Origin of the sequence: Roseiconus lacunae (genome assembly GCF_008312935.1) — a bacterium.
Lineage (GTDB): Bacteria > Planctomycetota > Planctomycetia > Pirellulales > Pirellulaceae > Stieleria > Stieleria lacunae.
In genome coordinates this window covers 169,478-193,863 of record NZ_VSZO01000079.1, presented here as the reverse complement: position 1 = coordinate 193,863, position 24,386 = coordinate 169,478, and the positions used below count along the sequence as shown (strand labels likewise).

The following is a 24,386-nucleotide window of genomic DNA, read 5'->3' as shown; positions in this document are numbered from 1 at the left end:
TGTTTTCGTGGCGCCCTGGCATGAAGGCACCAATTTCGGGAATATAAGCCCGGCGAGTGGTGATCGGAACCATAGGCACCCCGGCCGCAACCCAGCTTGGATTGATTTCACACAACAAAACCGCCCAAACGATGCCATGGCCCAGCTCAAGCAACCTCTTGTTGTCTATTTAAACGACAGCGACAACGTGGCCATTGCCGTCACCGAGATCGCGGCTGGAACAGACATTCAGGTTCGCGACCGACATGTCATTGCGCGAGCCCCTATATCGCGGGGACATAAAATCGCGGTCTCAGAAATCGCCGCCGGTGCTCCGGTGATCAAGTACGGACAATCGATCGGCAAATCGACCTCGCTGATTTTCCCTGGCGATCACGTCCATAGTCACAATCTGACTGACCATCATGAAGTCGAATCAGTCATCCGCAGCACCGCCCCGCCGCAGGCACCGCCGCCCATACGTCGAACCTTCGAAGGTTACGTCCGCGCCGACGGTCGCGTGGGAACGCGTAACTATGTCGCGGTGCTATCGACGGTCAATTGCAGTGCGACGGTGTGCCACAAAGTCGTGCAACGGTTCGACGAGCAACGCATGCGTCGTTGGCCCAATGTGGACGGTGTCTTCGCGGCCACCCACACCACCGGATGTGCGTTGGCTCTGGGTAGCCGCAAGCATCAGATGATCGCTCGTACCATGGCGGGCTATGCACAACATCCCAACGTCGGCGGGCGTCTGATCATCGGTCTCGGCTGCGAACAGAATACCCCGGGCTATCTGGCAGAACACCACGGGGTCGTCCCGCTACATGCCCCCGATGGGAAACCGATCACACGTGACGATCGTGTTCCCGTTTTAACCATGCAAACCGAAGGCGGCTCGGCCGTCACGATTGACCACGCCGAAACATTGGTCGAACAGCTACTCGATCGCGCCAACGAAGCGAAACGTTCCACCGTCGACGCGTCACACCTCGTGATCGGTGTCGAATGCGGTGGCAGCGACGGCTATTCGGGGATCACGGCCAACCCGGCGATCGGTGCCGTGTCGGATCGCATCGTCGCCTGTGGTGGCACGTCAATCATTTCGGAAACGACCGAACTGTACGGCGCCGAGCATTTACTCTGCCAACGCAGCCGCAGCCCCGAAGTCGCTCAGCGATTGGTCGATCTGATCCGTTGGTGGCAAGACTATGTCGCTTTCTACGGAGGGCAATTGGATAACAATCCTTCGATCGGTAACAAAGCCGGTGGCCTGACTACGATCACCGAAAAATCGCTCGGCGCGGTGTCCAAAAGCGGGCTGACCGCGCTCGAAGCCGTTTACGACTACGCCGAACGGGTAACCGCGAAAGGATTGGTGGTGATGGATTCACCCGGCTTCGATCCATCCAGCGTGACCGGCAAGGTCGCCGGCGGTGCGAACTTGGTCCTGTTTTCGACCGGACGCGGAAGTTGTTTTGGATGCAAGCCGACGCCCGTGATCAAGATCGCATCCAACTCCGAACTGTTCGAACGAATGCCCGACGACATGGACTTGAATGCGGGCGAGGCGATCGCGGGTAAAACACTCGATCAGCTCGGTGATGAGTTTTTCGAGTTTGCCTTGCGCGTGGCAAGCGGTGAGTCGACGGCAAGCGAACGAAACGGTTTCGGCGACCATGAGTTCGTCCCTTGGACCGTCGGCCCAGTGCTTTGACGGGCCAGTGCTTTGACGGGCCTGTGCTTTGCCGGGCCTGTGCTTTGCCGGGCCTGTGCTTTGACGGGCCTGTGGCCTGATGAATACAGGAGGCCGCCAAGCGGTAGCCACGTTCGCCCGGCGTGTCGCGACATCTAGACAGCCGCACCGCGTTCCTCGCGTCGACGATCAACTACCTTCTTCGCGAAGCTTCGCGAGCACGGAGTAATCTTCCAACGTGCTGGTGTCACCGGCCGCTTCCCGTCCCGCCGCGATGTCGCGCAGCAACCGCCGCATGATTTTTCCGCTTCGCGTTTTGGGAACCGAGGCTGCAAAACGGATGTCATCGGGTTGGGCGAGTGCACCGATCTGCTTGCGGACGTGTTGGCGTAACTCTTGACGAAGTTCGTCGCCTGGATCGGCGGTGGTCACGGTCACGAAGGCACAAATCGCTTGGCCTTTGATGTCATCGGGACGCCCGACAACCGCCGCTTCGGCGACTGCATCATGGCTGACCAAGGCGCTCTCGACTTCGATCGTACTGAGCCGATGCCCGGAAACATTGATCACGTCATCGATACGGCCCATGATCCAGTAGTAGCCATCGGAGTCGCGACGGGCATTGTCACCGGTCAGGTATTTGCCGGGAACGGTCGCCCAGTAGGTATCAACGAATCGCTCGTCGTCCCCCCAGACGCCGCGCAACATGCCTGGCCAAGGTTGATCGATGCACAGCATGCCACCGTTTTCGCCTTCGACGGCCGAACCGCTCTCGTCAATGATCGCCGGAGAAACTCCGGGCAGTGGACGCGTGCAAGATCCCGGCTTCGTCGGTGTAATACCTGGCAAGGGGCTCATCATCAGGCCGCCCGTTTCGGTTTGCCACCACGTATCGACGATGGGACAGCGACCGCCGCCGATCTTTTCGTGATACCACATCCAAGCTTCTGGGTTGATGCCCTCGCCAACGCTTCCGAGAAGCCGCAAGCTGGATAGATCGTGCTTCTCGACGTGCTCGTCGCCCCACTTGATGAACGCACGAATCGCGGTCGGAGCGGTATAGAGAATCGTAACTTTGTATTTTTCGACCAGATCCCAAAAGCGATCTTCGGCGGGAAAGTTCGGAGCGCCCTCGTACATCAAACAAGTCGCGCCCGCCGTCAACGGACCATAAACGATATAGCTATGTCCGGTGATCCATCCGCAGTCTGCCGTGCACCAATAGATATCATCGTCACGATGATCGAACACCCAATCAAACGTTCGCTTGGCCCACAGGTTGTAACCGGCAGTGGTGTGCCGAATGCCTTTGGGTTTACCGGTGCTACCAGAGGTGTACAGGATGAATAGCGTGGTTTCGCTATCGAGCGGTTCGGCTGGGAGGTCACCGGATTGCTTATCAACAACGTCGTGCCACCACACATCCCGGCCTTCGGTCATCGGGGCGTCATTGCCGACTCGTTTCAGAACCAGGCATGTTTGAACCGAGGGTGACTTTTCTAAAGCCTCATCGACGGTCTTTTTTAGCGGTAAAACTTTGCCACGACGATGGAGTCCATCGGATGTGATGACCAACTTTGCTTCGGCGTCTTGGTTGCGATCGGCAATCGATTCGGCACTGAAACCGGCAAAGATCACCGAATGGATCGCGCCGATTCGTGCACAAGCCAGCATCGCGATTGCCAATTCCGGCGTCATCGGCATGTAGATGCTGACCACGTCACCCTGCCCGATGCCAAGCTCTTTCAATGCCGCGGCGCATTTGCAGACTTCGATCTTTAATTCGTTGTACGTCAGCGTACGTGTATCGCCCGGTTCGCCTTCCCAGATGATCGCGACCTTGTCGCCACGACCTTGATCGATGTTGCGATCGACACAGTTGTAACTGGCGTTCGTCTTGCCGCCGACAAACCACTTCGCATGCGGTGCTTCCCACTGGCAAACGTCACCGAATGGCTCGAACCAGTGTAGATGTTCGAGCGCTTGTTCCTTCCAAAATCCGTCCCGATCTTCGAGGGCGCGACGGTACAGATCTTCGTACTGTTCCTGCGACGAAATCACGGCCTTTTCGGTAAACTCGGCCGCAGGCGGGAAGAGTCGAGTTTCATCGAGGACGTGGTCAATTTGGCCGGCAGCGGAATCGGACATCGAGTAATAATTCCAAACGGTTCGAGGTTGGGTGGCGGGAAGGACGGGGGATAGTCTAAATAGTTTCCGTCCGCCGCGCATAGTCTACCGGTTTGGGGTGGGATATTGGCCACAAGTCGACATGGCAGATAAGTTGCCTTCGTAGCCAATACTCGCAACTATCCGGACGACCAGACGTGACAAAAATGCGCGTTCTCCCTTGGCTGACCGCTACAACTTCGCACGGTCAGTCCGATTGGCAGCATGCCCGTCTGGGCCAAGTGGGTGGCTTCGTAGGCTACTCTTCATTGCACAATCAATTTGCGTGTGCTTGGTTCCATTCCGATATCCAGGTGCGAGTCTTTAGTCGACGGGTGTAAGCGCCGATGATGGCTCAGCAACCGTGGCTAACGCCATGCGGCTGATTCCAATTTCAAACGCTGACGAAACACTCACAAAAACAGACGACGCATTCGAGCGATCGACACCATGATCCAAGACGACACTCTCCGCCAACGCTGCCGGCGTATCGCTTCGATCGCTCCTATCATTGTTGAGCGTTGCGATGAATTCGTTGACGCATGTAGTAGCGACTGGCGTGTTGACCCGGTCGAAACAATCACTGGAGAGCTGCTACCGTTCTGCTCCAGCTTGCGCTGGCTCGGCAAACATGGAGGGAAAGTCCTACGATCTCGGTCGGCCGGTCGGCTCGGTCGTCCACTTTGGCTCAGCGGTGTGACTTCGGTGATCGAGCGTGTCCCCCACGGTGACGTATTGGTTCTGGGCACCTGGAACTATCCCGTGTTGCTCCCCGGCGTGCAAATCGCACAAGCACTCGCCGCAGGCAACACCGTTCAATTTAAACCCGCCGCTGGAACAGAACGTTCCGCCGAGATCCTTGTTGACTGTTTTCGAGACGTCGGCTTCGATCAATCAAAACTTCGACTACTCGGCAGCGATGTCGAATCGGCGACCGGAGCGATCGATGCGGGCGTCGATTTAATCGTGCTGACAGGTTCGGCGGCGACTGGCCAGAATGTGCTCGCCCGATCGTCGTCAACATTGGCGGCATCGATCATGGAACTTAGCGGCTGCGACGCGGTACTGGCGATTCCCGGTTGCGATACGGGGCGGCTGGTGAAGGCGATCCGTTTCGGGTTGACGTTCAATGGCGGCGCAACGTGCATCGGCCCGCGACGTTTGCTTGTTTTGAAAAAAGATCGTGACAAGGTCGTGGGCGCCCTCACTGAAGAACTGAAGGATGCCTCAGAAGTCGTCGTCCATCCCGCGGCTCGCGGAAGCCTGGCCGACAACCTTGCTTCGGCCTTGCGCCGTGGCGCAGACGAAACAAGATGTCTTTACGACGAACAAAAACTGCGCACTACCGGTCGGATCGCGCCGCTGGTATTGACCGATGTCAAACCGAGCGATCCGATCGCCAACGCTGATATCTTCGCACCGGTGATTTCGGTGATCGAAGTCGATCGGGTGGAAGCAATGATCGATGTCGTCAACAAATGTGATTACCGCTTAGCGGCAAGCGTTTTTGGCTCGGAAAAACGAGCCCGCTCGATCGCCGAACGGCTGCGCGTCGGCACGGTGGTGATCAACGACCTGATCGCACCGACGGCGGATCCACGATTGCCGTTCGGTGGTCGCGGTAAAAGTGGATTCGGGGTGACCCGGGGCCGCGAAGGACTGCTGGCGATGACGACAATCCGCGTAGTGAGTTCGCGCCGTGGTCGAATGACACCTCACCTGGATCGCAGAACACCGCGTGATCGAGGCTTGCTACAGGGATTGATGACATTTTTGCATGGCCGAGGCTTACAAAAACGAGTGGCGGGCTTGAAGCTGATGCAGGCGAGCGTCAAAACAAAGGCTGACGAGGACGACTCGTCATAGTCGGGTTCGGTCGCACTTGTCGCTCGGAAAGAATACAGCGACCTTCATCGAAACAGGAATTCATAACATGATCGCGGCGGATTCGGACCGGAAAAATGTCATTGTCGTTGGCGCCGGACTGGCAGGATTGTCCAGTGCCTGTGTCTTGGCCGCCCGTGGTCACAACGTCACGCTGTTGGACAAGAACGATTGGGTCGGCGGTAAAGCCGCCCAGCATGTCGCCGAAGGATACCGGTTCGACATGGGGCCGACCATTTTGACCGTCCCAAGCGTTTTGAAACGCGTTTTTGACGAAGCCGGCCGCAACATGGAAGACTACGTTGAAATCCTGCCGCTCGATCCACAGTGGCGTTGCTTTTATGAAAGCGACGGCAAGGGAAACCTGGGCAACGAAAACAGCGTGTTAGATTTAGTCAGCGATGTCGAACAGATGAAGCGGCACCTTGCCGAGTTCACCGGCGGCGACATCAACGGCGCCGGTTACGAACGCTTTATCGGTTTGAGCAAGCATTTGCATGAGGTCTCCGACCGTTTCTTCTTTTGGCGATCGGTCGGCGGACTGGCGGACACGATGGATGTCGGTGGCGCGTTTTCATTGAGCGTGCTGAAGGATGTTTTGTCGCTGCGAATGGGCAAGAGCGTCGCCAGCGTTGTGCGATCGCACGTACCCGACGGACGTGTATCTCAAATGATGGATCACTTCACGCAGTACGTCGGGTCATCGCCTTACGCGTCTCCGGCGGTCTTGTGCAGCATCGCCCACATGCAAACCGAAGAAGGTATCTGGTATCCCGTCGGAGGCACCCGAGCGGTACCCGAAGGCCTGGCCAAACTGGCCGAGGAGCTTGGCGTCGACATCCGAACCGGTGTCGACGTGATGCGGATCGAGTCGAATGAGAAACGCGTGACCGGCGTTGTGACTGCCAACGGCGAATTGTTGCCTTGCGATGCGGTCGTTAGCAATTGTGACGCGGTACGAACGTATCGTGAATTATTGGACGGGACGGACCAGTCGAAGCGTTTCGAAAAATCGAATCGCTACTCACCGGCATGTAGCGGCGTGGTGTTGTATCTGGGATTAAACCGTCGTTACGAACAACTGTTGCACCACAATTTTGTTTTCTCGAAAGATCCCGAAAAAGAATTCGAGTACATCTACGATCGGGGCGAGCCAGCACCGGACCCGACGGCCTACGTCTGTGCCCCTGCGATCTCCGAACCCGATGTCGCCCCGGAAGGTTGCGAGGCACTTTATATCCTGGTTCACACGCCATACTTGCGAGAGCATCACGATTGGAAAAAGATGCTTCCCGAATACCGCGAGGTCATCCTGGACAAACTGGAATCTTGTGCGGGCACCAAAGGGATTCGCGATGCGATCGTCTACGAAGCTTCACTGACGCCCGAAGGAATTCACAATCGCTATCGAGTCTTAAACGGCGCGATCTATGGCTTGGCTAGCCACGGCAAATTTACCGGAGCGTTCAAGCCAGGCAACCGCCGCAAAGATCTCGAAGGCTTGTATCTTGCCGGCGGTGCGGCACACCCGGGACCGGGGATGCCAATGGTGATGATGAGCGGCTGGATCGCCGCCGATTCGCTTGACCAAGACGCACGCGGCGGGAAACTCACCGGCGCTCGATCTTAGTGTTTCGATAGCACGTAAAACCAGGACCTGCCCCATAGCGGTTGCCACCGTCTCGGCGATCACTGGGCAATACCTGTCGACCGATAGATCGCATACCCAGTATCAGTTGTAACGAAGCACTCGTGCCGCATGTGATGGTTTCCCCGTGATCGAGCCTTCCGAAGACTTAACGCCTGATGTCACACCATCAGCGTCGTTATCAAAGCCATCGCCGGGTTGGTTTTTAGCTGGCTTCCAGCGATTCCTGCGCCGATACTTGCGACGTCATTTTCATGCGGTCGCGGTGACTACAGTAGGTCGCGAGCGAATCGCCGCCATCGGAAACCGACCGCTGATCGTCTATGCCAATCATCCTTCGTGGTGGGACCCGCTGATCGCCCACTTTTTGAACGAAACATTGCTCAGCCCTCGACATTTTTTTGCTCCGATCGATGCGCAAGCACTGCAGAAATACAAAGTATTCGAAAAGCTTGGCTTCTATGGAGTGCAGATGTCGAGCAAGTCTGGTGTGGTGGATTTCTTGAATCACAGCTCGGCGATCCTTGATCGGCATGACGCGGCGTTATGGATCACGCCGGAAGGCCGCTTCGCCGATGCCCGAGATCACAGCGTCCCTTTGATGCCCGGGTTGGCTCACCTTTGTCACAAAAACGCAACGCGGGGCGGAGACCGCCAACCCGTGCTCGCACTACCGCTGGCACTGGAATATGTATTCTGGGATGAACGCCTTCCGGTATGCTTGGCCAACCCAGGCCAATTGATCGATGCCGCTTCCCATTCCGATTGGCGCAAGGACGACTGGAAAGAAGTCCTGCAAAGTCGTTTGCGTGACGCTCAAGCAGAGTTGGCCGACGCTGCGATTGCTCGCTCCAGCCAACCCTTTGAAAACTTGCTCGCCGGCCGCCGCGGCGCCGGTTGGCTGTACGATGGCTGTCGGAAACTTAAGGCCAAGCTGACCGGAAAACCATTCGAAGCAACTCACGGAGAACAATTTCGTTGACGATCACGCTTTCGATTTTCGGGCTCTTGTTGTCCGCGTTTCCGCTCGTCATGTGGGTGGCCAACCTGCCACGTTTTCTTCGTGATCGACGACCGGAGAAACCGGATTCGGCTGACGCCGCGATTTCCGTATTAATTCCGGCTCGCGACGAAGCCGACGGGATTGAACACTGTGTTCGCCATGCGTTGGCGAGCCATACAGTGGAACTGGAAGTCATCGTGCTCGACGACGATTCTTCTGACGCGACCGCCGATATCGTTTCCACGATTGCCGAAGCAGATTCGCGAGTACGTCTGATTCACGGAAAGCCACTCCCCGACCGATGGAACGGCAAACAACATGCCTGCAAACAACTCGCCGATGCGGCTCGCTACGATCGCTTGGTGTTTCTGGACGCCGACGTCCGTCTCCGACCAGCCGGTCTTGCCGAGTTGTCGCGACTACTTGAGGAGCGCTCGCTCGGATTGATCAGCGCGTTTCCTGAGCAGGTGACCGTGACCTGGCTGGAAAAGTGGCTGATCCCGATGATGCACTTTATCCTGCTGTCCTACCTGCCGTTCTCACGAATGCAGTCGATGAGCGATCCTAGTTTGGCGGCCGGATGTGGCCAGCTTTTCCTCGCGGATCGAAAAGCCTACTTGGAGGCCGGGACACACGCCGCGATCCGTTCGTCTCGACATGACGGCATCAAGTTGCCGCGTGCCTTTCGTGAAGCAGGCTTGATGACCGACGTCACTGACGGGACCGACCTTGCGTCTTGCCGCATGTATGACTGCGGTAGTCAAGTCATTCGAGGCGTACTCAAGAACGCGATCGAGGGCATCGCCAATCCAAAGTTGATTGGACTGTTTACCGTTCTATTGCTTGGCTGCAGTTTATTGCCCGTGGTCACGCTGGCGATGGCGGTCGGTCAATCGGACCGCATCGCGACGGGTGTATCGGTTATCGCGTTGGCGTTGGCTCATGGTCCGCGTTTGCTGGCGACCATGAAACTTCGACAATCGTTTTTTGGCGTCGTCTGTCACATCCCTGCCACGATCCTTTTTGTGGGACTGCAATGGGTGGCGCTAGGATATCACCTGACCGGACGAACGGTCACTTGGCGCGGCCGGACATAGAAGTACGTCCGAGCGTAGCATCGTTTCCGAAGCATCGGTCACGGGACAGGTTCCGGCCGTGCGAATGCCTCCGCCGTCCAAATTGAGGTTTAAAGTGCGAAACGCGAATGCCAGGCTGTCGCGATCCCAAAACGACTCCGTTCGTCACTGTTGCCTGCGTCTGGTATTTAAGCGTGGTGCTTAGCGTTGGAAGCACGCTCGCCGTCATGCGGGGAGCTTGCCGGAAAGCCTATCATTGGGGATTTTCCCAAGAAACTCGCTTTTGTTGCACTGAACGCCCTTAGATTGGTATACTGCTGCGGAGCGATACAAATGGACTGTATGTGTTGTGTCGTGCCTCCCAGTGAAATCCAGATCAAATTGGTATCTGCCCAGGTTGGTATTCAATCCAGCTTGACTTCCGGCCAGGCGACCGTTTGATTTCCCGCCATCGCTTCCCACCTCCTACCTCCGCGGCCTGATCATGTTGACGATCAAGGGTCCGGCTAGCCGCTATTGTGACGGACGAAACCGGCGCAGCTTTTTGAAAATTGGTGCACTGTCATTTGGTTCCGGTGGGCTAACGCTCGCGGACCTCTATCGGGCAGAAGCAGCCAACGCTACCGACCGAAAACACAAGTCGGTCATCAATATCTTCCTCGCCGGCGGTCCCCCGCATCAGGACATGTGGGAGATCAAGACGGACGCCCCGAGCGAGATCCGTGGTGAATTTCGGCCGATCAACACCAACGTCCCGGGAATCCAAATCTGCGAGGTTTTCCCCAAGTTGGCTTCGATGATGGACAAGGCTGCGGTCATCCGCAGCGTTGTCGGATGCCGCGGCGGACACGACGCGATCCAGTGCCTGACCGGATGGGATAATGGTTCGCTACGAAGTCTCGGTGGCCGACCATCGATCGGATCAGCCGCTGCGAAACTCTACGGCCCTGTTGACCCGGCGGTGCCACCATTCGTCGGGCTTGCCGCACCGACACGACATGTACCTTGGTCCGATGCCGGCCAAGCGGGATTCCTTGGGTCTGCGTTTTCCCCCTTTAAGCCCGATGGGCCGGGGATGAAAAATATGACGCTTCAAGGAATCACGCTCGATCGCCTCGCGAATCGACGGGCGTTGCTTGCTGAACTTGATGGCATGCGGCGCGACATCGATATCCACGGAACGATGGAAGGCATGGACGCGTTCGGTCAACGCGCACTCGACGTATTGACCAGCAGCAAACTGGTCGACGCGTTGGACCTTAGTCAAGAGGATCCGCGCACGATCGAGATGTACGGTGATGGCAAGCCTTACAAATACCAATACGACGGGGCGCCGACCTGTAACGAACAACTGTTGATCGCGAGGCGATTGGTCGAAGCCGGCGTACGGGTGGTCAGTCTGAGCTACGGCCGTTGGGACAGTCACGGCAAAAACTTTGATCTCGTTCGCGATCACGGCGGAAAACTGGATCAGTGTCTCAGTGCATTGATCACCGACCTGGATCAACGCGGCATGCTAGACGATGTTGTCATTGCTGTTTGGGGCGAATTCGGTCGAACGCCGAAGATCAACCCGCAAGCCGGACGCGATCACTGGACGAAGGTTAGTTGTGCCTACCTTGCCGGTGGCGGTTTAAACACCGGGCAAGCGATCGGGGCGACCAATCGCATGGGTGAAGAAGCCACCGAACGGCCCGTCGACATGCAAGAAATCGTTGCGACGCTGTACCACAGCCTTGGCATCGATACTCAAACAACAACCATTGCGGACCCAACCGGGCGGCCGCAATTTCTGGTAGACAAGGATCCAATAGCCGAGCTGGTGGGATGACCGATCAACACATTCGAAATTCGTTTCTGTTGATCGCATCGCTTCTTGCCCTGTTGTTTCATTGCATCGCATTGCCGCCAACACTTGTTGTGGCTGACTTGCCCGAAGCAACACGGGGCTCGATCAAGTTCGAATCAACGCTGCCTGATGGATTGCTGCTCGCCGGTCGCGACACGCGATTGCAATTGATCGTGACTGCGACAGACGGCACGGCCGAAACCGACGTTACCGGTAAAGTGTCCTATGCGGCTGCGCCTGATGGTTTGGTCACCGTCGACGAAAGCGGTTTCGTGACGCCGCTTGCCAACGGGCAAGTCAGCATCATCGCGACTGCCGAAGACGGGCGACAAGCGACAACGACGATCACAACCACCGGGATGGAAGCGTCCCAACCGGTCAGTTTTTGCGGCCAAGTCGTTCCGATTTTTACGAAATTGGGCTGCAACGGCGGTGGTTGCCACGGCAAAATCGCTGGGCAAAATGGTTTCCGGTTATCGTTATTGGGTTTCGAACCTGAGGAAGACTATCGCCACCTCGTCGCCGAATCGCGTGGGCGACGAGTTTCCGCTGCGTCACCCGATCGCAGTCTGCTGTTGCTTAAAACCACCGGTGCGATGCCCCATGGTGGCGGGGCACGGGCGGACACCGAATCCTACGAGTATCGCCTGATGCGTCGCTGGATTTCACAAGGCATGCCCTACGACTCCGGTCCGGTGCCAAGCGTGACAAAGCTGGACGTCTATCCCAAAGGGCGGCGGATGTTCCCGGGGCAAACTCAACAGTTGTCGATCGTTGCGACATTTGAAGACGGACGCGTCGAAGACGTCACGCGAGCGGCAGTCTTCGAATCCAATGACACTCAAATGGCCGAGGCCAGCGTGACGGGCTTGGTGACGGCAGGTGAGTCGATCGGTGACGTTGCGGTGATGGCTCGGTACAACGGTTGGGTGGCCGTCTTTCGCGCCGAGATCCCTCGCCAAGGGATCGTTTCGCCAAAACAAATCGCGTCCTTGGACCATCCCGTCGATCAAGCAGTTCGGCGAAAACTGGCTTCACTGGGAATTGAACCGTCTCCCCCCTGCGATGACTCGACGTTCCTGCGGCGAGCAACGATTGATATTTGCGGACGGTTGCCAACGCTCGAAGAAACCGAAGCGTTCATTGCTGATTCACAGTCTGAAAAACGCTCACATCTAATTGACCGCTTGCTAGCCAGCGAAGACTACGCGTCCAATTTCGCTCGTAAGTGGAGCATCATTCTTCGGAATCGACGTGACGGCGGAACACTCAAGGCCGACAACCTTGTCTTTCATCATTGGGTCAAAGATTCGCTACAAAGCAACAAAACCTACGATGTCTTTGTTCGTGAACTCCTGACCGCCCGAGGAAGTGTTTTTAGTAACCCCGCAGTCGTTTGGCTCAATCATGTGACCGACCACAACGAACGGATCGAAGATATGAGTCAGCTATTTCTCGGCCAACGGATCCAATGCGCCCGTTGTCACCATCATCCGTATGAAAAATGGAGCCAGGAAGATTACGCCCGAATGTCGGCGTTTTTCTCGACGGTGACCAAAAAGAACGTTGGAGGCGATGTCACATTTGTATCACGCGTCGCGGCCGCAACGTCCCCTCATCCACGAACGCGACAGCCACTTACCCCGGCCGGTCTCGATGCGACGCCAACGTCGGTTGATCCTTATCAAGACCCGCGACAAACGCTTGCCGATTGGATTACATCGGCGGACAACCAGTTCTTCGCACGATCGCTCGTCAACCGATACTGGAAACACTTCTTGGGCCGTGGGCTGGTCGAACCCGAAGACGACATGCGGGTGACCAACCCGCCGTCTAACCCAGAATTGATGGATGCGTTGGCTCAATCGTTTATCGATTCGGGCTATGACCTCCGCCAGCTGGTCCGCACCATCTGCACCTCGCAAACCTATGCGGCTTCGTCCGACGCCAACGAAAGCAACTTGATCGATCGACGTAGTTATTCGCGTTTTTTTCCGAAGCGATTGGTGGCCGAAACCTTGCTCGACGCGGTCGATCGTGTGACCGGATCAACCACCTCATTCGGCGGAATGCCGGCTTCGACCCGAGCAGTCGAGCTACCCGATACAGGATTTGATTCGTATTTTTTAACCGTCTTTGGACAACCCGACGCCAAAACGGCCTGCGAGTGTGAACGATCGGCGGAAGCCAACTTGGCGCAAAGCCTGCACCTGTTGAATTCCGCGGAGATGCAAAACAAATTGGGGACCGACCAAGGGCGGGCGCAGCAATACGCCAATGACGCCAATCGATCGGCGGACGACAAAGTTCGAGAGTTGTATTTAGTTGCACTCAGTCGATCTCCAAGCGACCAAGAACTGAAAACCAGTCTGACATATCTGGGGGAACAAACGCAGCAAGTTCAATTGTGGGAAGACCTCATTTGGGCGCTCGTCAACAGCAAAGAATTTCTATTCAACCACTGATTTGGCGACCATCGATGCATCGAACTGAACTAAGCCGATTGCCGGCGATTCTTGTCGGCACCCCTATGCCGATTCGATTCACGCTGACAATGATCGTGTGGGTACTGGTGTTCGCCGGCACGCCCAGGTCTGCAAACGCTCAATTACCTTCGCTGGGCTTGCGAGCGCTATCGCAAACTTTTTTTCGCCCCGGTGCGAGCTATGAAGTCGATGTACAAGATTCGATCGACGGACAAGAAATCGATCGTCTACATTTTTCAGATCAAGGAATCAAGTCAGCACTGGTGCGACCGGCGACCGAATCACCTGCCGATACTTCGGTGACTGAACCCTCGTATGGAAAATTCAATGTCGCCCTGGATAAAGCTGTCGCTGACGGCTGCTACCAATCGCGCATTAGTGGACGGTTCGGCGAATCAAATCCTAGGGGTGTCGTCGTCGACGAACGCGTTGTCTGGGTGGATCAGTTTCCTAATTCTGCCGCACAACCTTTGCCGGTCGAACTAAATCAGATCTACGCGGGACGAGTACCCGCAACGACTCGGTCCTATGCGGTGTTCAAAACCGTCGCCGGGCAAACGTATCGTTTGCGATTAATCTCTCATGCGGTCGATTCAAAGTTGATTGGTTCGGTGACGGTATATGATCGCGAAGGCCAAGTGCTGGCGAATCGTTTTGGTGGTCTAGATGTCGACACGGAGCTGACTTTCGGGACCGACGCCGACGACTTGGTGACGATTAAATTCGGCGATGCCCTCTATCGTGGCGGTGACCTGTTCTCTTGCGGTTTGCTAATCACCGATCAAAGCATGTCCAGTTGGATCGATGATTTCCACCATCGTCAAGTCAACTCGATCGGGATCACGCCGCTGATGGACCGACCTGTCTCTACAGTGAGCACCGAACCGTATCAAGTTCCATTCGTTGTTGACGGGGCGTTTAATTCGTCTGATGAACTGGACAGTCACTTGGCGTACTTCCCCAAGGGAACTCCATTAACCGTCGATGTCATCTCCGAACGAATTGGACAGCCTACAGATGTGCGAGTGACGATCTGTCAACAAACAGCGCCGGAAGGACAAGCCCCGGTCTGGAAACCGATCGCAAACGCAGATGATCGAGCCAACGTCGGTGATGCCGTGGTACGATTGATCAGCAAGGATCCTCAACTTCGTTTTGTTCCTCCCACAGATGGCGTCTATAAAATCGTGGTCTTCGACCAAGACAACGGCCAAGCGTTGGGTAGCGAGCAACGATATCGGCTGATCGTCCAAAATGAACAAGATGACTTCGAACTGCTTGCCTACTCGGTCACTCCGAGTAAGGACCTAAACTTCGCCAGACCACAAGGGATCTACTTGCCTCGAGGTGGGGCTCAAACTATCCGCGTCTTCGCGTTGCGAACCGGAAAGAATGCGCCCATACGTTTGACAGTACGAGACCTGCCAGAAGGCATTCATTGTCAACCCGCTTGGATTGCCTCAAACCAATCGACGGCCGATTTAATTCTGACCGCGGATGTTAGCGCAAACGCGTTGACGACGTCGCTCAACATCGAAGGCTGGTGCGAGGTTGCGGGGCAAACGCTCAGCAAACCGGCTCGCCTCGCAACGATCGCGACTGACGCCGACAGCCACCAGCCACAACCGACCTTCCGTCAGTGCGATCAGCTAAATATCACCGTTGGTGAACTGGACCAATGCCCGGTTTCCATCAAAGCATCCGAGCCATCCACGCTGACGATCCCCAAAGGCGGTAAAGGGCAAGCAATTCTTAAGATCGTGCGCGGCGAAGGAAATCAATCCAGCATCATCTTGCGTGCGAAAGGACTGCCGCCGGGCGTCAAGGTTGCCGACCTGGCGATCGCGGGAGACAAAGACGAGGGTACTTGGCCGATCGAAGTGACCGATAAGGCGACCCCCGGTACCTACACTTTTTGGGGACAAGCGGAAACCAAGGTTAAGTTTGCGACCAACCCTCAGGCACTCGATCGGGTCAAGGCAAAGCATCAAAAGCTAAAACAGATGCTGGAGTCTGCGACGGAAGCAACGCGTGCGGGATTGCAAAAACAAGTGGAGGATTCCGAAAAGCAAGTGCAAGCCGTTGCCAAACAGGTCGCCGCAAAAGACGTCGCGCTTTACGCCCCCAGTTCTCTGATTACCGTTGTCGTTGAGTGACGTGTGGTCGTATTGACCACTTTGGTTTTTAACAGCGGATCTCCAAAGCATCTCAACGCGCCCCAAGTATGAACGCCATGATTCGATATGCTTCTTTCGTTGGCTGCTTGATAGTTGCGGCAGCCTTGGCCAACGCCGACCAATCGACGCAGACGACTGCAGTCAGTTACTCCCGCCACATTGCACCAATACTGAGGCAAAACTGCTTGGCGTGCCATCGTGACGGCCAAGCCGAAGGCGGACTATCGCTCGAAGGTGCGGTAGGCATGGGCCAAGGCGGTGACAGTGGCGAGCTGATCGATTTGAAACAACCCAGCGAAAGCCTGCTACTCGATCGGATTACTAACACGGACGAGATCATGCCGCCGGACGACAATTCGGTTGGCGCAAAGCGACTGAGCGCCGAAGAAGTCGACCTGATCCGACACTGGATTGAAGCCGGTGCGAAAGTCGACGAAAAAGGTGCTGATGCGATGGACTGGGAACCAATCGCAGAATCGATTCGAACCAGCCTCGCGCTCGCCGCTTCACCCGATGCACAGTTTATAGCCGTCGGCCGCGCCAATCGAGTTGAATTGATTGATCAGCATTCTGGAATGATCACCGGAACCTTAGCCGATCAATCGCTTTCACCGGCAGGCGTTGCAGATGTCGACTTTATCGGTGCGATCGCCATTTCGCCACTGGGCGAACACATCGCAACCGGAGGATACAAAAGCGTCAGGATCTGGCGCCGTGAAAAACGCGAAATGACACCGCTCGACCCGTCGATGCCGATCGCCGGACAGGTTGTCTGTGCACCCGACCAACAACAAGTAGCATTCATCGATCCGGTCGGCGATGTTCAGATTTGGTCGCGAAGCAATCGTCAAACCGTGAAGGTCATCTCGCCTGTTCAACCCGCCAAGCTGATCGACTGGAGTGTTCAACATGAAATCGCGGTGATTGACCACACCAAAACGTTGCGTTTCTTCCAAGCCGACGATGCTGCCGAAATTGGCTCGATATCACTTTCAGGGAATGTCGCCATGCTAGAGAGATCCGTGGACGGATCTTCGACCGTGGTTGTCCACACCGACGGAACGTTGCGGTTGCTCCGTCAAAAACAGCCTCTCAAAAAATCGTCTGCTGCGGCAATCAAAGATGCGACAACCGCGATTTATTTGAATCCGACGACATTGTTTGTCGGAACTCAAGCCGGAACAGTCCATCAGATTGATTTGGAAGCAGACCAAGTCACCCAAACGTTTGCCGTTGAGTCTCTCGTCACGACCTTAACGGTGAACGATCCGTACTTGTTTGCGGGCACCGACAAAGGAACGGTGATCACCCTGAATTTGCAAGACGGGACGCAGGTCAGTGTTGCAAAAGACGATTGGCAGGACCGGCTCTATGCCCAGCGTTTGGGACGCTCTCTCACGCAAACGGAAGGTCATGCGAAACGACTCGAAGGACAGACACCTAAGTTGCAGGCCAACCTCGATCGAGAAAAAAAATCGCTCGATGAGGTCACTAAGGCTTTCTCAGAAGCGGAAGAGAAGCTGAAACAAGAGGTTCAAAAACGTATCGAAGTCGATCAGCAGCTCAGTGCCGTTTCGTCAGAAAAGAAAGCGACCGAACAGTTTTTGACGACATCCCAAGCCGACGTCGAGGCGTACAAGAGGTCGATTGCTGGTCTCGATATGCAACTGGCATCGGATACCAAAGCTTTGGCCCCGCTAAAAGCAACGGCCGACCAAGCGAATCAAGCCGTCAGTGCCGCAGAAGCCCAGGTTGCCTCAGCAATGAAGCAACTCGAACAGGCCAAGCAACAAGCGGCCCAAGCAATGCAATCGCTCGAAAAGGCCAAACTTAATCTGAAGTCTAAACAGCAACAACAACAAGAAGCGACGACGAAGCTAGCAGCACTGGAAAAACAACGTGATGAATCCACAAAGAGAGCTGCCGAGCAAAAACAAAAAATCGATCAGCTAGAAAAGTCGCTGCAAGAACGTGACAAAGCTGTCGCAGGTAACAAGGAAAATCTAGCCAACCGCAAGCAAGCGTTGGAATCGGTCAAAGAGGCACATCAACTCGCTGCCGATCGAATTCCCCAGCATCAACGTCAAGTCCTTGTTCGTTCATTGCAAATCGAGCAACTCAAGCGACAAATCGAAGCCTTGCAAACGTCGGGGCAATCCGGTCATCCGGTGACGTCTATCGCATTGCTTGATTCAAATCGGATGAGTGTGTTGGACGCGGAAGGCACACTACGAGACTACGACATCCTTTCGGGTCAGCCGACGGGTCCGGCACTAAAGCTTCGGCACGATATGTCGACGAACGTAGCCGGCAAACCTGCGATCGTATCTTCATCGAATGACTCGATCTGGGTAACGGCGAACACCTCGCTATTGTCCATCGATCACCCCGCCGCTTGGCGACTTCACAAAATGATCGGTGGGTTGCGATCCGACGTTATTCCCGATCGAGTGACCGCGTTGGCATTCAGCCCCGATGGAGAATCATTGGCGATTGGAAGCGGTGTTCCAAGCCGCAGTGGGATGGTTGCGATTGCTGACGTTGACACGGGGTCGATGATGCGGCGATTACCCGACGTTCATAGCGACGCCGTGCTCGCACTCGCTTATTCTCCAGCCGGCGACATACTGGCGAGCGGCTCGGCAGACAAATCGATTCGACTGATCGACTATCGACAATCCAACATCATCAAATCGCTTGACGGACACACCCATCACGTCCTTTCCCTTGATTGGCGGCAAGACGGCCAGACGCTTGCAAGCGGAGGAGCGGATAAGAACATTAAACTTTGGGATGTGCAAAGCGGTCAACAACAGCGATCAATCGGCGTTTTATCCGATGAAGTTTCCGCCGTTCGCTTTGTTGGTGCTGATCAGGCGAAATTCGCCAGTGTGACTCTAGACGGACAGCTTCGCGTACATCAAACCAGCAACGGGACACAGATCAAAGCTGCCGGTTCCGGAGAACTGACCTACACGATGGATGTCTCCGCCGACGGCGAAACGATTTTGACGTGCGGCCAATCGGGAACGCTGCGGCGATGGAATACCGAAGACCTCAGTCCACGAAACTGATGACGAAAACGTGCCATCAGCCAAGTCGCTCAAACCGCTCTTGAAGACACCCCGGTTGCTTGCCAGGCATCGTTTGTCTCGGCGTCGATCGACATCCACAGCGGGGGCAGTGTGAGCAGGGGTACTGTCACTCTCACCACCTCGGGGCATGGGAAACGCGGCCGACTTTGGCATTCTCGCGACGAGTCACTCTAGGAACAACGGCGGTTGGTCATTAGAACGTGGGCTGACGAGATCATTCTTTCGCAGTTCAGCTCTACCACCTCGAAATGCTAACAATTCGCCGCCCAATTGTTCCGTTTCTTTTGCTAGCCCTTGTCTTGGTCGATGGACCGCAGGTTGTTCACGCACGGCCGCAACTCACGCTGCCGACGGCGAAAGAGACGCCGGCGAATCCAGAGCCGGTTGACGATGGGTTGACCATTGCGGGGATCGACAAGGAACTTGCGGATGCCGAAGCTAATTCGCAGCTCGATGACGCGCTGAAGGGGAGCGTGGTCGAATCGCTCAAGCAGGCTAAGGATTCTCTCACCAATGCCGCCAATTACCAGGACGCAACGAAGCGATGGAAAACGATGCTTCAAGAGGCCCCGCTGCGACAAGGGCAGCTTGAGGATTCGATCAAGGAGTTAGCTGCAAAACCGCTGAAAGTCGATGAGAACCTCTCCACTACCGCACTGACAACGAAGCTTGCCACGGTTAACAACGAGATCGCAACGACGGCAAAGCGGGTCACCGATTTGACTGTGGAGCCGACACGCCGCCGCACGAAGGTCGCGGAGATTCCAGACCTGGTCTCTAAAGCGGAACAAGCCATCACGGAGGCTCGAACACAGCTCGAACAGCTCACCAATGGCAGTTCAAATGATCCGCAACAGCGCGTTCAAAAAATAAAGCTAAGAGCGACTATCAAGGAGAACCTGGCTCTCATCGAGTCCTTGCAAAGTGAACAAGCAGCCTACACGGCGACCACCGACGAACTGCTACCGCTCGAACGGCAGTTTGCCGAGGCTAACGTCCAGCAGTTGCGTTTGCAGAAAGACAAACTGGAAGCGCTGATCGCCGATCGGCAGCAGCAAGCAGCCAAAGAAACGACCACCGACATGCAAAAGGCGGTCGACGCGGTCCCCGAATCACTTCGCGAAGATGCCTTGGCAAACATCGAACTTGCCAAACGAATTCAGCAACTCGTGGCGATCGACGAAGCGGCGCAAACTGAAAAGACGAATGTCGAAAAGGTTTACAATGATGTTCAGACCGACTTGGTTACCAGTGAAGAGCGGATCAAGGCCGTCGGCCTGACCGATGCGTTGGGACTGATCCTTCGTAAACAGCGCGAAGAAGCGGTATCACTTCGCGCTCGATATCAGCCGCGCGACGACCTGACGATTGTCTACGACGGAGAAAAATTCAGCCTCAGCGATTTCCAAGTGAACGCGTTCGAATTGGAAGACGAACTGGAAGGCATTGAAAAAGAACTTGAAAATATCGAGGTAGTCAACGTCGACTGGAATTCAACCTCGGTACCGTGGGCAGATCTCACTCGAGAAGAAGCCGAGTGGGTACTCTTGCGGCGACGCAAGGACCTGATCGAGTCGACTTTGCAGAGTCAGGGTAAGTTGTTAACAACCTTAGTCGGCAACGATACCCAGCGACGTCGGCTTGCCGCCGAAATTGAGAAGTTCACTGAATTCGTCGACCAGCATTTGTTTTGGACTCGAAGTGCCCCCGCCTTTTCACTCGAAGAACTCTCCGAGGCGCCCGAGGTTGTGAAGTGGATCGGTTCCCCCAACGGCTGGCGAAGTGCGATGACTCAGATGCTGATCACCGTCTCCAGCAATCCGCTCCGCTCCATCGTCTTCGGCGTTTTGGTGATGGCATTGCTAGCCGGACGTTCGCGGATTCGTCGAGGAATTGACAAAGAGGGCGATCAAGCTTGCCGCAGTAACGCGACCTATCGAGCCACCATCCTTGCGTTGATCGGTACGATCGCAGATGCATTTTGTTGGCCGCTGGTATTTCTATACCTCTGCTTCTTATTGACCAAATCCGGGCCTGGCGACCCATTCGTTCGCGGCTTGGGCATCGGTGCAGGCGTCGCGGCTCTTTATGTCGCCTCACGTGAACTATTGCGCCAAGTCTGTCGCGAGAAGGGATTGGCGATGGCGCACTTTGATTGGGGCGACTCGTTTCGGAAATACTTGCGGCGGCACCTACGCTGGTACACGCTCCTGGGCAGTATCTGTGTTTTGGCGATGGGTATCTTTTACGAACATCCCGATACGGGAACACGCGCCTTCGCGACCCGAATGGTCGCGACGTTTCTGTTCTGCCTAACCGCTGTTTTCCATCACATCATTTTGCGATCCAACAGCCCGCTGCATGCCGAAGTCGTCAGGCACAATCCCTATTCCAATCTGTATCGACTGCGAAAGTTGCTTTGGATTTTGGGGATCTCGGTGCCAATCGTGTTCTCGATTTTAGCGATGGCCGGTTATATGGACACGACATTTCGGCTTGGCAGATCACTGCAGTCGACTTTCTTGCTACTGGTGGTGGTGGTCATTTCCTCCGGTCTGACATCGCGATGGATGATGCTGAAAAAACGTGATCTGGCACGGAAGAAAGCGAAAGAATTGCGAGCCATGCGAATCGCCGAACTGCAGGACGATGGATCACCAAGTTCGGCGGCGAAAGAAGCGGGGATCGTTCTGCATGAAGAAGAAACGATCGACTTTGGGACCATTGACCAGCAATCGCGGCAAACGTCTTTTGTCATCTCCTCGATCTTGGCTATTTTCGGCTTGGTTTACATTTGGGGCGACATGCTGCCGGCCCTTCAAGTGTTTGACACCGAAGACTACGCGATCACCTTCGGATCAGGTGAAGACGCGAGTCGGGTTAGTCTGCTTGATGTCGGAATCGCGTTGATCTTTGTCACGGTCACAATCTACATCACTCGCGTATTGCCGGGCCTTTTTGATCTACTCGTTCTCGGCAAAACAAGCCTCGACTCGGGGGCTCGTTACGCGATTTCAACGCTACTGCGATATGCCCTAATCATTATCGGCTCGATTTTCGTAATGAACTTGCTTAGCGTTCCGTACGATAAATTGGGTTGGTTGCTCGCGGCGGCCTCGGTCGGTCTTGGTTTCGGTCTTCAGGAGATCGTGGCAAACTTTGTTTCCGGGATCATCCTATTGCTCGAACGACCGGTTCGCGTTGGCGACGTCGTGACGATCGATGACACGACGGGGATCGTTTCACGAATTCAGATGCGTGCCACGACGGTTACCAATTGGGATCGCAAAGAGTTGGTGATTCCAAACAAAGACTTAATCACGCAAAAGCTACTTAACTGGTCGCTAACCAACGTCGTCAACCGTCTCACACTGACAGTCGGTGTCGCGTATGGATCCAACCCAAATCAGGTGCGTGAGATCCTATTCAAAATTGTGACCAGCCATCCAGAAGTGATGGAAGATCCACCGCCGCTGATCAACTTCGACACCTTTGGAGATAGCTCACTGAACTTTGTCGTCCGGCTATACCTAGAGAAACTCGACAATCGAATTGAAATCACCCATCAGTTGAACACGGCGATCTGCAACGAGTTTGCCAAATCGAATATCGAAATTCCATTCCCGCAGCGGGACGTCAATTTCTCCTTCGCCGACGGTACCGAAATTGCCTCGTTGGCCCGTGGTGCACGTTAACCAGCGTCTCCAAGGCGACCGTACGCGAATGATGACACCAACTTTCTAGAATCGGAGTAGTCGCTTGCGCTGTTCCACTCTTGACCCGGGGAAGTAGAGCAAAAGTTTCGCTTGATGGTCGTGCAAGTTGAGTTTTGGAATCTCGGTTCCCACCCACCATCACCTGCGTTGAACGCTGCCTTTTGGATCGTCGCCTAGTGATTCGCCGATGGTGCCTTGCGCAAACGCGGCGGGATGAACACCAGCGTTGCGATGACGACTGCACCGAACAAGCTGTAGGCAAACGTAAACACCCACGGAGGTGCGTGAAAAAACATCAGGTCATGAAGCCATGCGGCAATAAAACTTCCTTCGTTGGAGCTCCCGCCGGCGGCAAGTCGGAAATCGTTTTCGAGCGTCGTCAATGGACAGGTGATCCCCGCCCAAGCTTCAAGAACGACGATCAAGATCATTGCTAAATGTAGACCGCGAAACCAAGGATTCCTGATCCATTGCCATCGGCACAGGCCTCCAACAAGAATTAATGGCAGCCCCAGAACGACGAAAGCGACGTAAGCAAAATGAATCGTGACGGTAACGTCAGCCAGGAAACTAAAATCGATCATCAATCTCCCCGTCAACAGTGGAAACACGGCTAGCAGGCTTAAGACGAGCGAAGTCGGTCGGTAGATTTCGAATTCCTGACATTTTCTACCAAGTGATGTGAGAGGACGACGTCCTTCGTACTAGAGGACGACCTCTCGAATCCATCCATCACTTCGGCTGTCGCGATGTTTGCCTGGCTTTCGATCAATTTCCAGTGTCTGTGTTTCTGGGTATTCGACGAACACAACGGCTAGCAATTTCTCTCCTTCGTTCACTCCCAGATGCGCCGATACGCCGGTTTGCTTTAGTACGCCTCCACTGGACCAGTACGTCCCCATCCCTTTCGCGGTTAGCAGCAGGAGCAGATTCTGCACCATCGCTGATGCCGCTGCGAGGTGTTCATCGTCAACATCGATTTGCTCAGGCTTTGATTCGCTGCCACTACGAAATTGGGGCAACCACGTCACCAAGATCGCGGCACCGCAAGCGGAAAACATCGCCGGTAATTTCCCGGCGGACAGGCCCGGTGGAGTCCACTGTTCGAGAAGCTCCGCGACTTGCCGGCAATTCTGATGAAAAAGCAAATGTGCTCGCCATGGCTCGGCAATCGAATCGATCGCACGGTCATAGTGAAAAGGGGCCATTCCGGCGGTGCGGAGTGCTTCCCTGATCGAAGCGTCGTTGTTTTGCGCAACTGTAGTATTGATTTCCACCGGTGAACCAAGATCGCCAAGGACCTTCAACGTTTTACGTTTCTCAATCGTTCTTTTTACGGCAGCGAAGTCGTCGCGATTTTGATCATTGATTGTCATTGAATGGCTCGTCTATTTCTTATCACGGCTGGTTAGCATGCTTTCCGATATGAGAAGCATATAGCACAGTCATCAATCGTACGATTGGCCTCTGCCGGTGATTAACCGTTGTCGCTGACTTGCTTCGCCGGATGCCCTTGGAAGGGTGAAGCCATTCTGGCTGGTGGCTCGCTGTCATCTGACTTCAGGGTTAGCTGAATGGCGTTGGTCGCGGTTTCTCTAAAACATTCGGAGT

Annotated in this window: 13 protein-coding genes; 10 read left to right on the top strand and 3 right to left on the bottom strand. The window is 55.3% G+C overall.

What is annotated here, in order from left to right; translation table 11 throughout:
• The first annotated feature begins 136 nt into the window (after positions 1–136).
• Complete coding sequence (locus FYC48_RS26330; RefSeq protein WP_149499779.1) at positions 137–1,696, top strand: UxaA family hydrolase; 1,560 nt, start codon at positions 137–139, stop codon at positions 1,694–1,696.
• A gap of 168 nt (positions 1,697–1,864) precedes the next feature.
• On the opposite strand, the gene acs is transcribed toward FYC48_RS26330, so the two are convergent.
• Positions 1,865–3,823, bottom strand: coding sequence for an acetate--CoA ligase (gene acs, locus FYC48_RS26325; protein ID WP_149499778.1), 1,959 nt, complete (start codon positions 3,821–3,823; stop codon positions 1,865–1,867).
• 468 nt (positions 3,824–4,291) lie between these two features.
• Here acs and FYC48_RS26320 point away from each other — a divergent pair, with 468 nt between their 5' ends.
• From FYC48_RS26320 to FYC48_RS26280, 9 genes are all read left to right on the top strand, one after another.
• Positions 4,292–5,707, top strand: coding sequence for an aldehyde dehydrogenase family protein (locus FYC48_RS26320; protein WP_149499777.1), 1,416 nt, complete (start codon positions 4,292–4,294; stop codon positions 5,705–5,707).
• Positions 5,708–5,774: 67 nt separating this feature from the next.
• The gene (locus FYC48_RS26315) at positions 5,775–7,355 is read left to right on the top strand and encodes a phytoene desaturase family protein (RefSeq protein ID WP_149499961.1); all 1,581 of its coding nucleotides are present in this window, start codon (positions 5,775–5,777) and stop codon (positions 7,353–7,355) included.
• Positions 7,356–7,500: 145 nt separating this feature from the next.
• Positions 7,501–8,355, top strand: coding sequence for a lysophospholipid acyltransferase family protein (locus FYC48_RS26310; protein ID WP_230778352.1), 855 nt, complete (start codon positions 7,501–7,503; stop codon positions 8,353–8,355).
• On the top strand, positions 8,352–9,473 hold the full coding sequence (locus FYC48_RS26305; RefSeq protein ID WP_235034448.1) for a glycosyltransferase: 1,122 nt from the start codon (positions 8,352–8,354) through the stop codon (positions 9,471–9,473). Before FYC48_RS26310 ends, FYC48_RS26305 begins: the two co-directional genes overlap by 4 nt.
• A gap of 463 nt (positions 9,474–9,936) precedes the next feature.
• Complete coding sequence (locus tag FYC48_RS26300; protein WP_149499776.1) at positions 9,937–11,283, top strand: DUF1501 domain-containing protein; 1,347 nt, start codon at positions 9,937–9,939, stop codon at positions 11,281–11,283.
• A complete protein-coding gene (locus FYC48_RS26295) occupies positions 11,280–13,766 on the top strand; it encodes a DUF1549 domain-containing protein (protein ID WP_149499775.1) in 2,487 nt (828 codons plus the stop codon). Before FYC48_RS26300 ends, FYC48_RS26295 begins: the two co-directional genes overlap by 4 nt.
• A gap of 14 nt (positions 13,767–13,780) precedes the next feature.
• On the top strand, positions 13,781–15,943 hold the full coding sequence (locus tag FYC48_RS26290; protein WP_149499774.1) for a hypothetical protein: 2,163 nt from the start codon (positions 13,781–13,783) through the stop codon (positions 15,941–15,943).
• 77 nt (positions 15,944–16,020) lie between these two features.
• A complete protein-coding gene (locus FYC48_RS26285) occupies positions 16,021–19,038 on the top strand; it encodes a WD40 domain-containing protein (RefSeq protein WP_160149779.1) in 3,018 nt (1,005 codons plus the stop codon).
• A 269-nt stretch (positions 19,039–19,307) separates the two neighbouring features.
• Positions 19,308–22,754, top strand: coding sequence for a mechanosensitive ion channel domain-containing protein (locus FYC48_RS26280; RefSeq protein ID WP_149499772.1), 3,447 nt, complete (start codon positions 19,308–19,310; stop codon positions 22,752–22,754).
• A gap of 194 nt (positions 22,755–22,948) precedes the next feature.
• Here FYC48_RS26280 and FYC48_RS26275 read toward each other — a convergent pair whose 3' ends face one another.
• A complete protein-coding gene (locus tag FYC48_RS26275; RefSeq protein ID WP_149499771.1) occupies positions 22,949–23,359 on the bottom strand; it encodes a DUF2784 domain-containing protein in 411 nt (136 codons plus the stop codon).
• 120 nt (positions 23,360–23,479) lie between these two features.
• On the bottom strand, positions 23,480–24,151 hold the full coding sequence (locus FYC48_RS26270) for a nitroreductase family protein (RefSeq protein ID WP_149499770.1): 672 nt from the start codon (positions 24,149–24,151) through the stop codon (positions 23,480–23,482).
• Between the last annotated feature and the right edge of the window lie 235 nt (positions 24,152–24,386).

Coding starts and splice junctions, on each gene's coding strand:
- FYC48_RS26330 (WP_149499779.1), top strand. CDS start 137: ATGGCCCAGCTCAAGCAACCTCTTGTTGTCTATTTAAACGACAGCGAC.
- acs (WP_149499778.1), bottom strand. CDS start 3,823: ATGTCCGATTCCGCTGCCGGCCAAATTGACCACGTCCTCGATGAAACT.
- FYC48_RS26320 (WP_149499777.1), top strand. CDS start 4,292: ATGATCCAAGACGACACTCTCCGCCAACGCTGCCGGCGTATCGCTTCG.
- FYC48_RS26315 (WP_149499961.1), top strand. CDS start 5,775: ATGATCGCGGCGGATTCGGACCGGAAAAATGTCATTGTCGTTGGCGCC.
- FYC48_RS26300 (WP_149499776.1), top strand. CDS start 9,937: ATGTTGACGATCAAGGGTCCGGCTAGCCGCTATTGTGACGGACGAAAC.
- FYC48_RS26295 (WP_149499775.1), top strand. CDS start 11,280: ATGACCGATCAACACATTCGAAATTCGTTTCTGTTGATCGCATCGCTT.
- FYC48_RS26290 (WP_149499774.1), top strand. CDS start 13,781: ATGCATCGAACTGAACTAAGCCGATTGCCGGCGATTCTTGTCGGCACC.
- FYC48_RS26285 (WP_160149779.1), top strand. CDS start 16,021: ATGATTCGATATGCTTCTTTCGTTGGCTGCTTGATAGTTGCGGCAGCC.
- FYC48_RS26280 (WP_149499772.1), top strand. CDS start 19,308: ATGCTAACAATTCGCCGCCCAATTGTTCCGTTTCTTTTGCTAGCCCTT.
- FYC48_RS26275 (WP_149499771.1), bottom strand. CDS start 23,359: ATGATCGATTTTAGTTTCCTGGCTGACGTTACCGTCACGATTCATTTT.
- FYC48_RS26270 (WP_149499770.1), bottom strand. CDS start 24,151: ATGACAATCAATGATCAAAATCGCGACGACTTCGCTGCCGTAAAAAGA.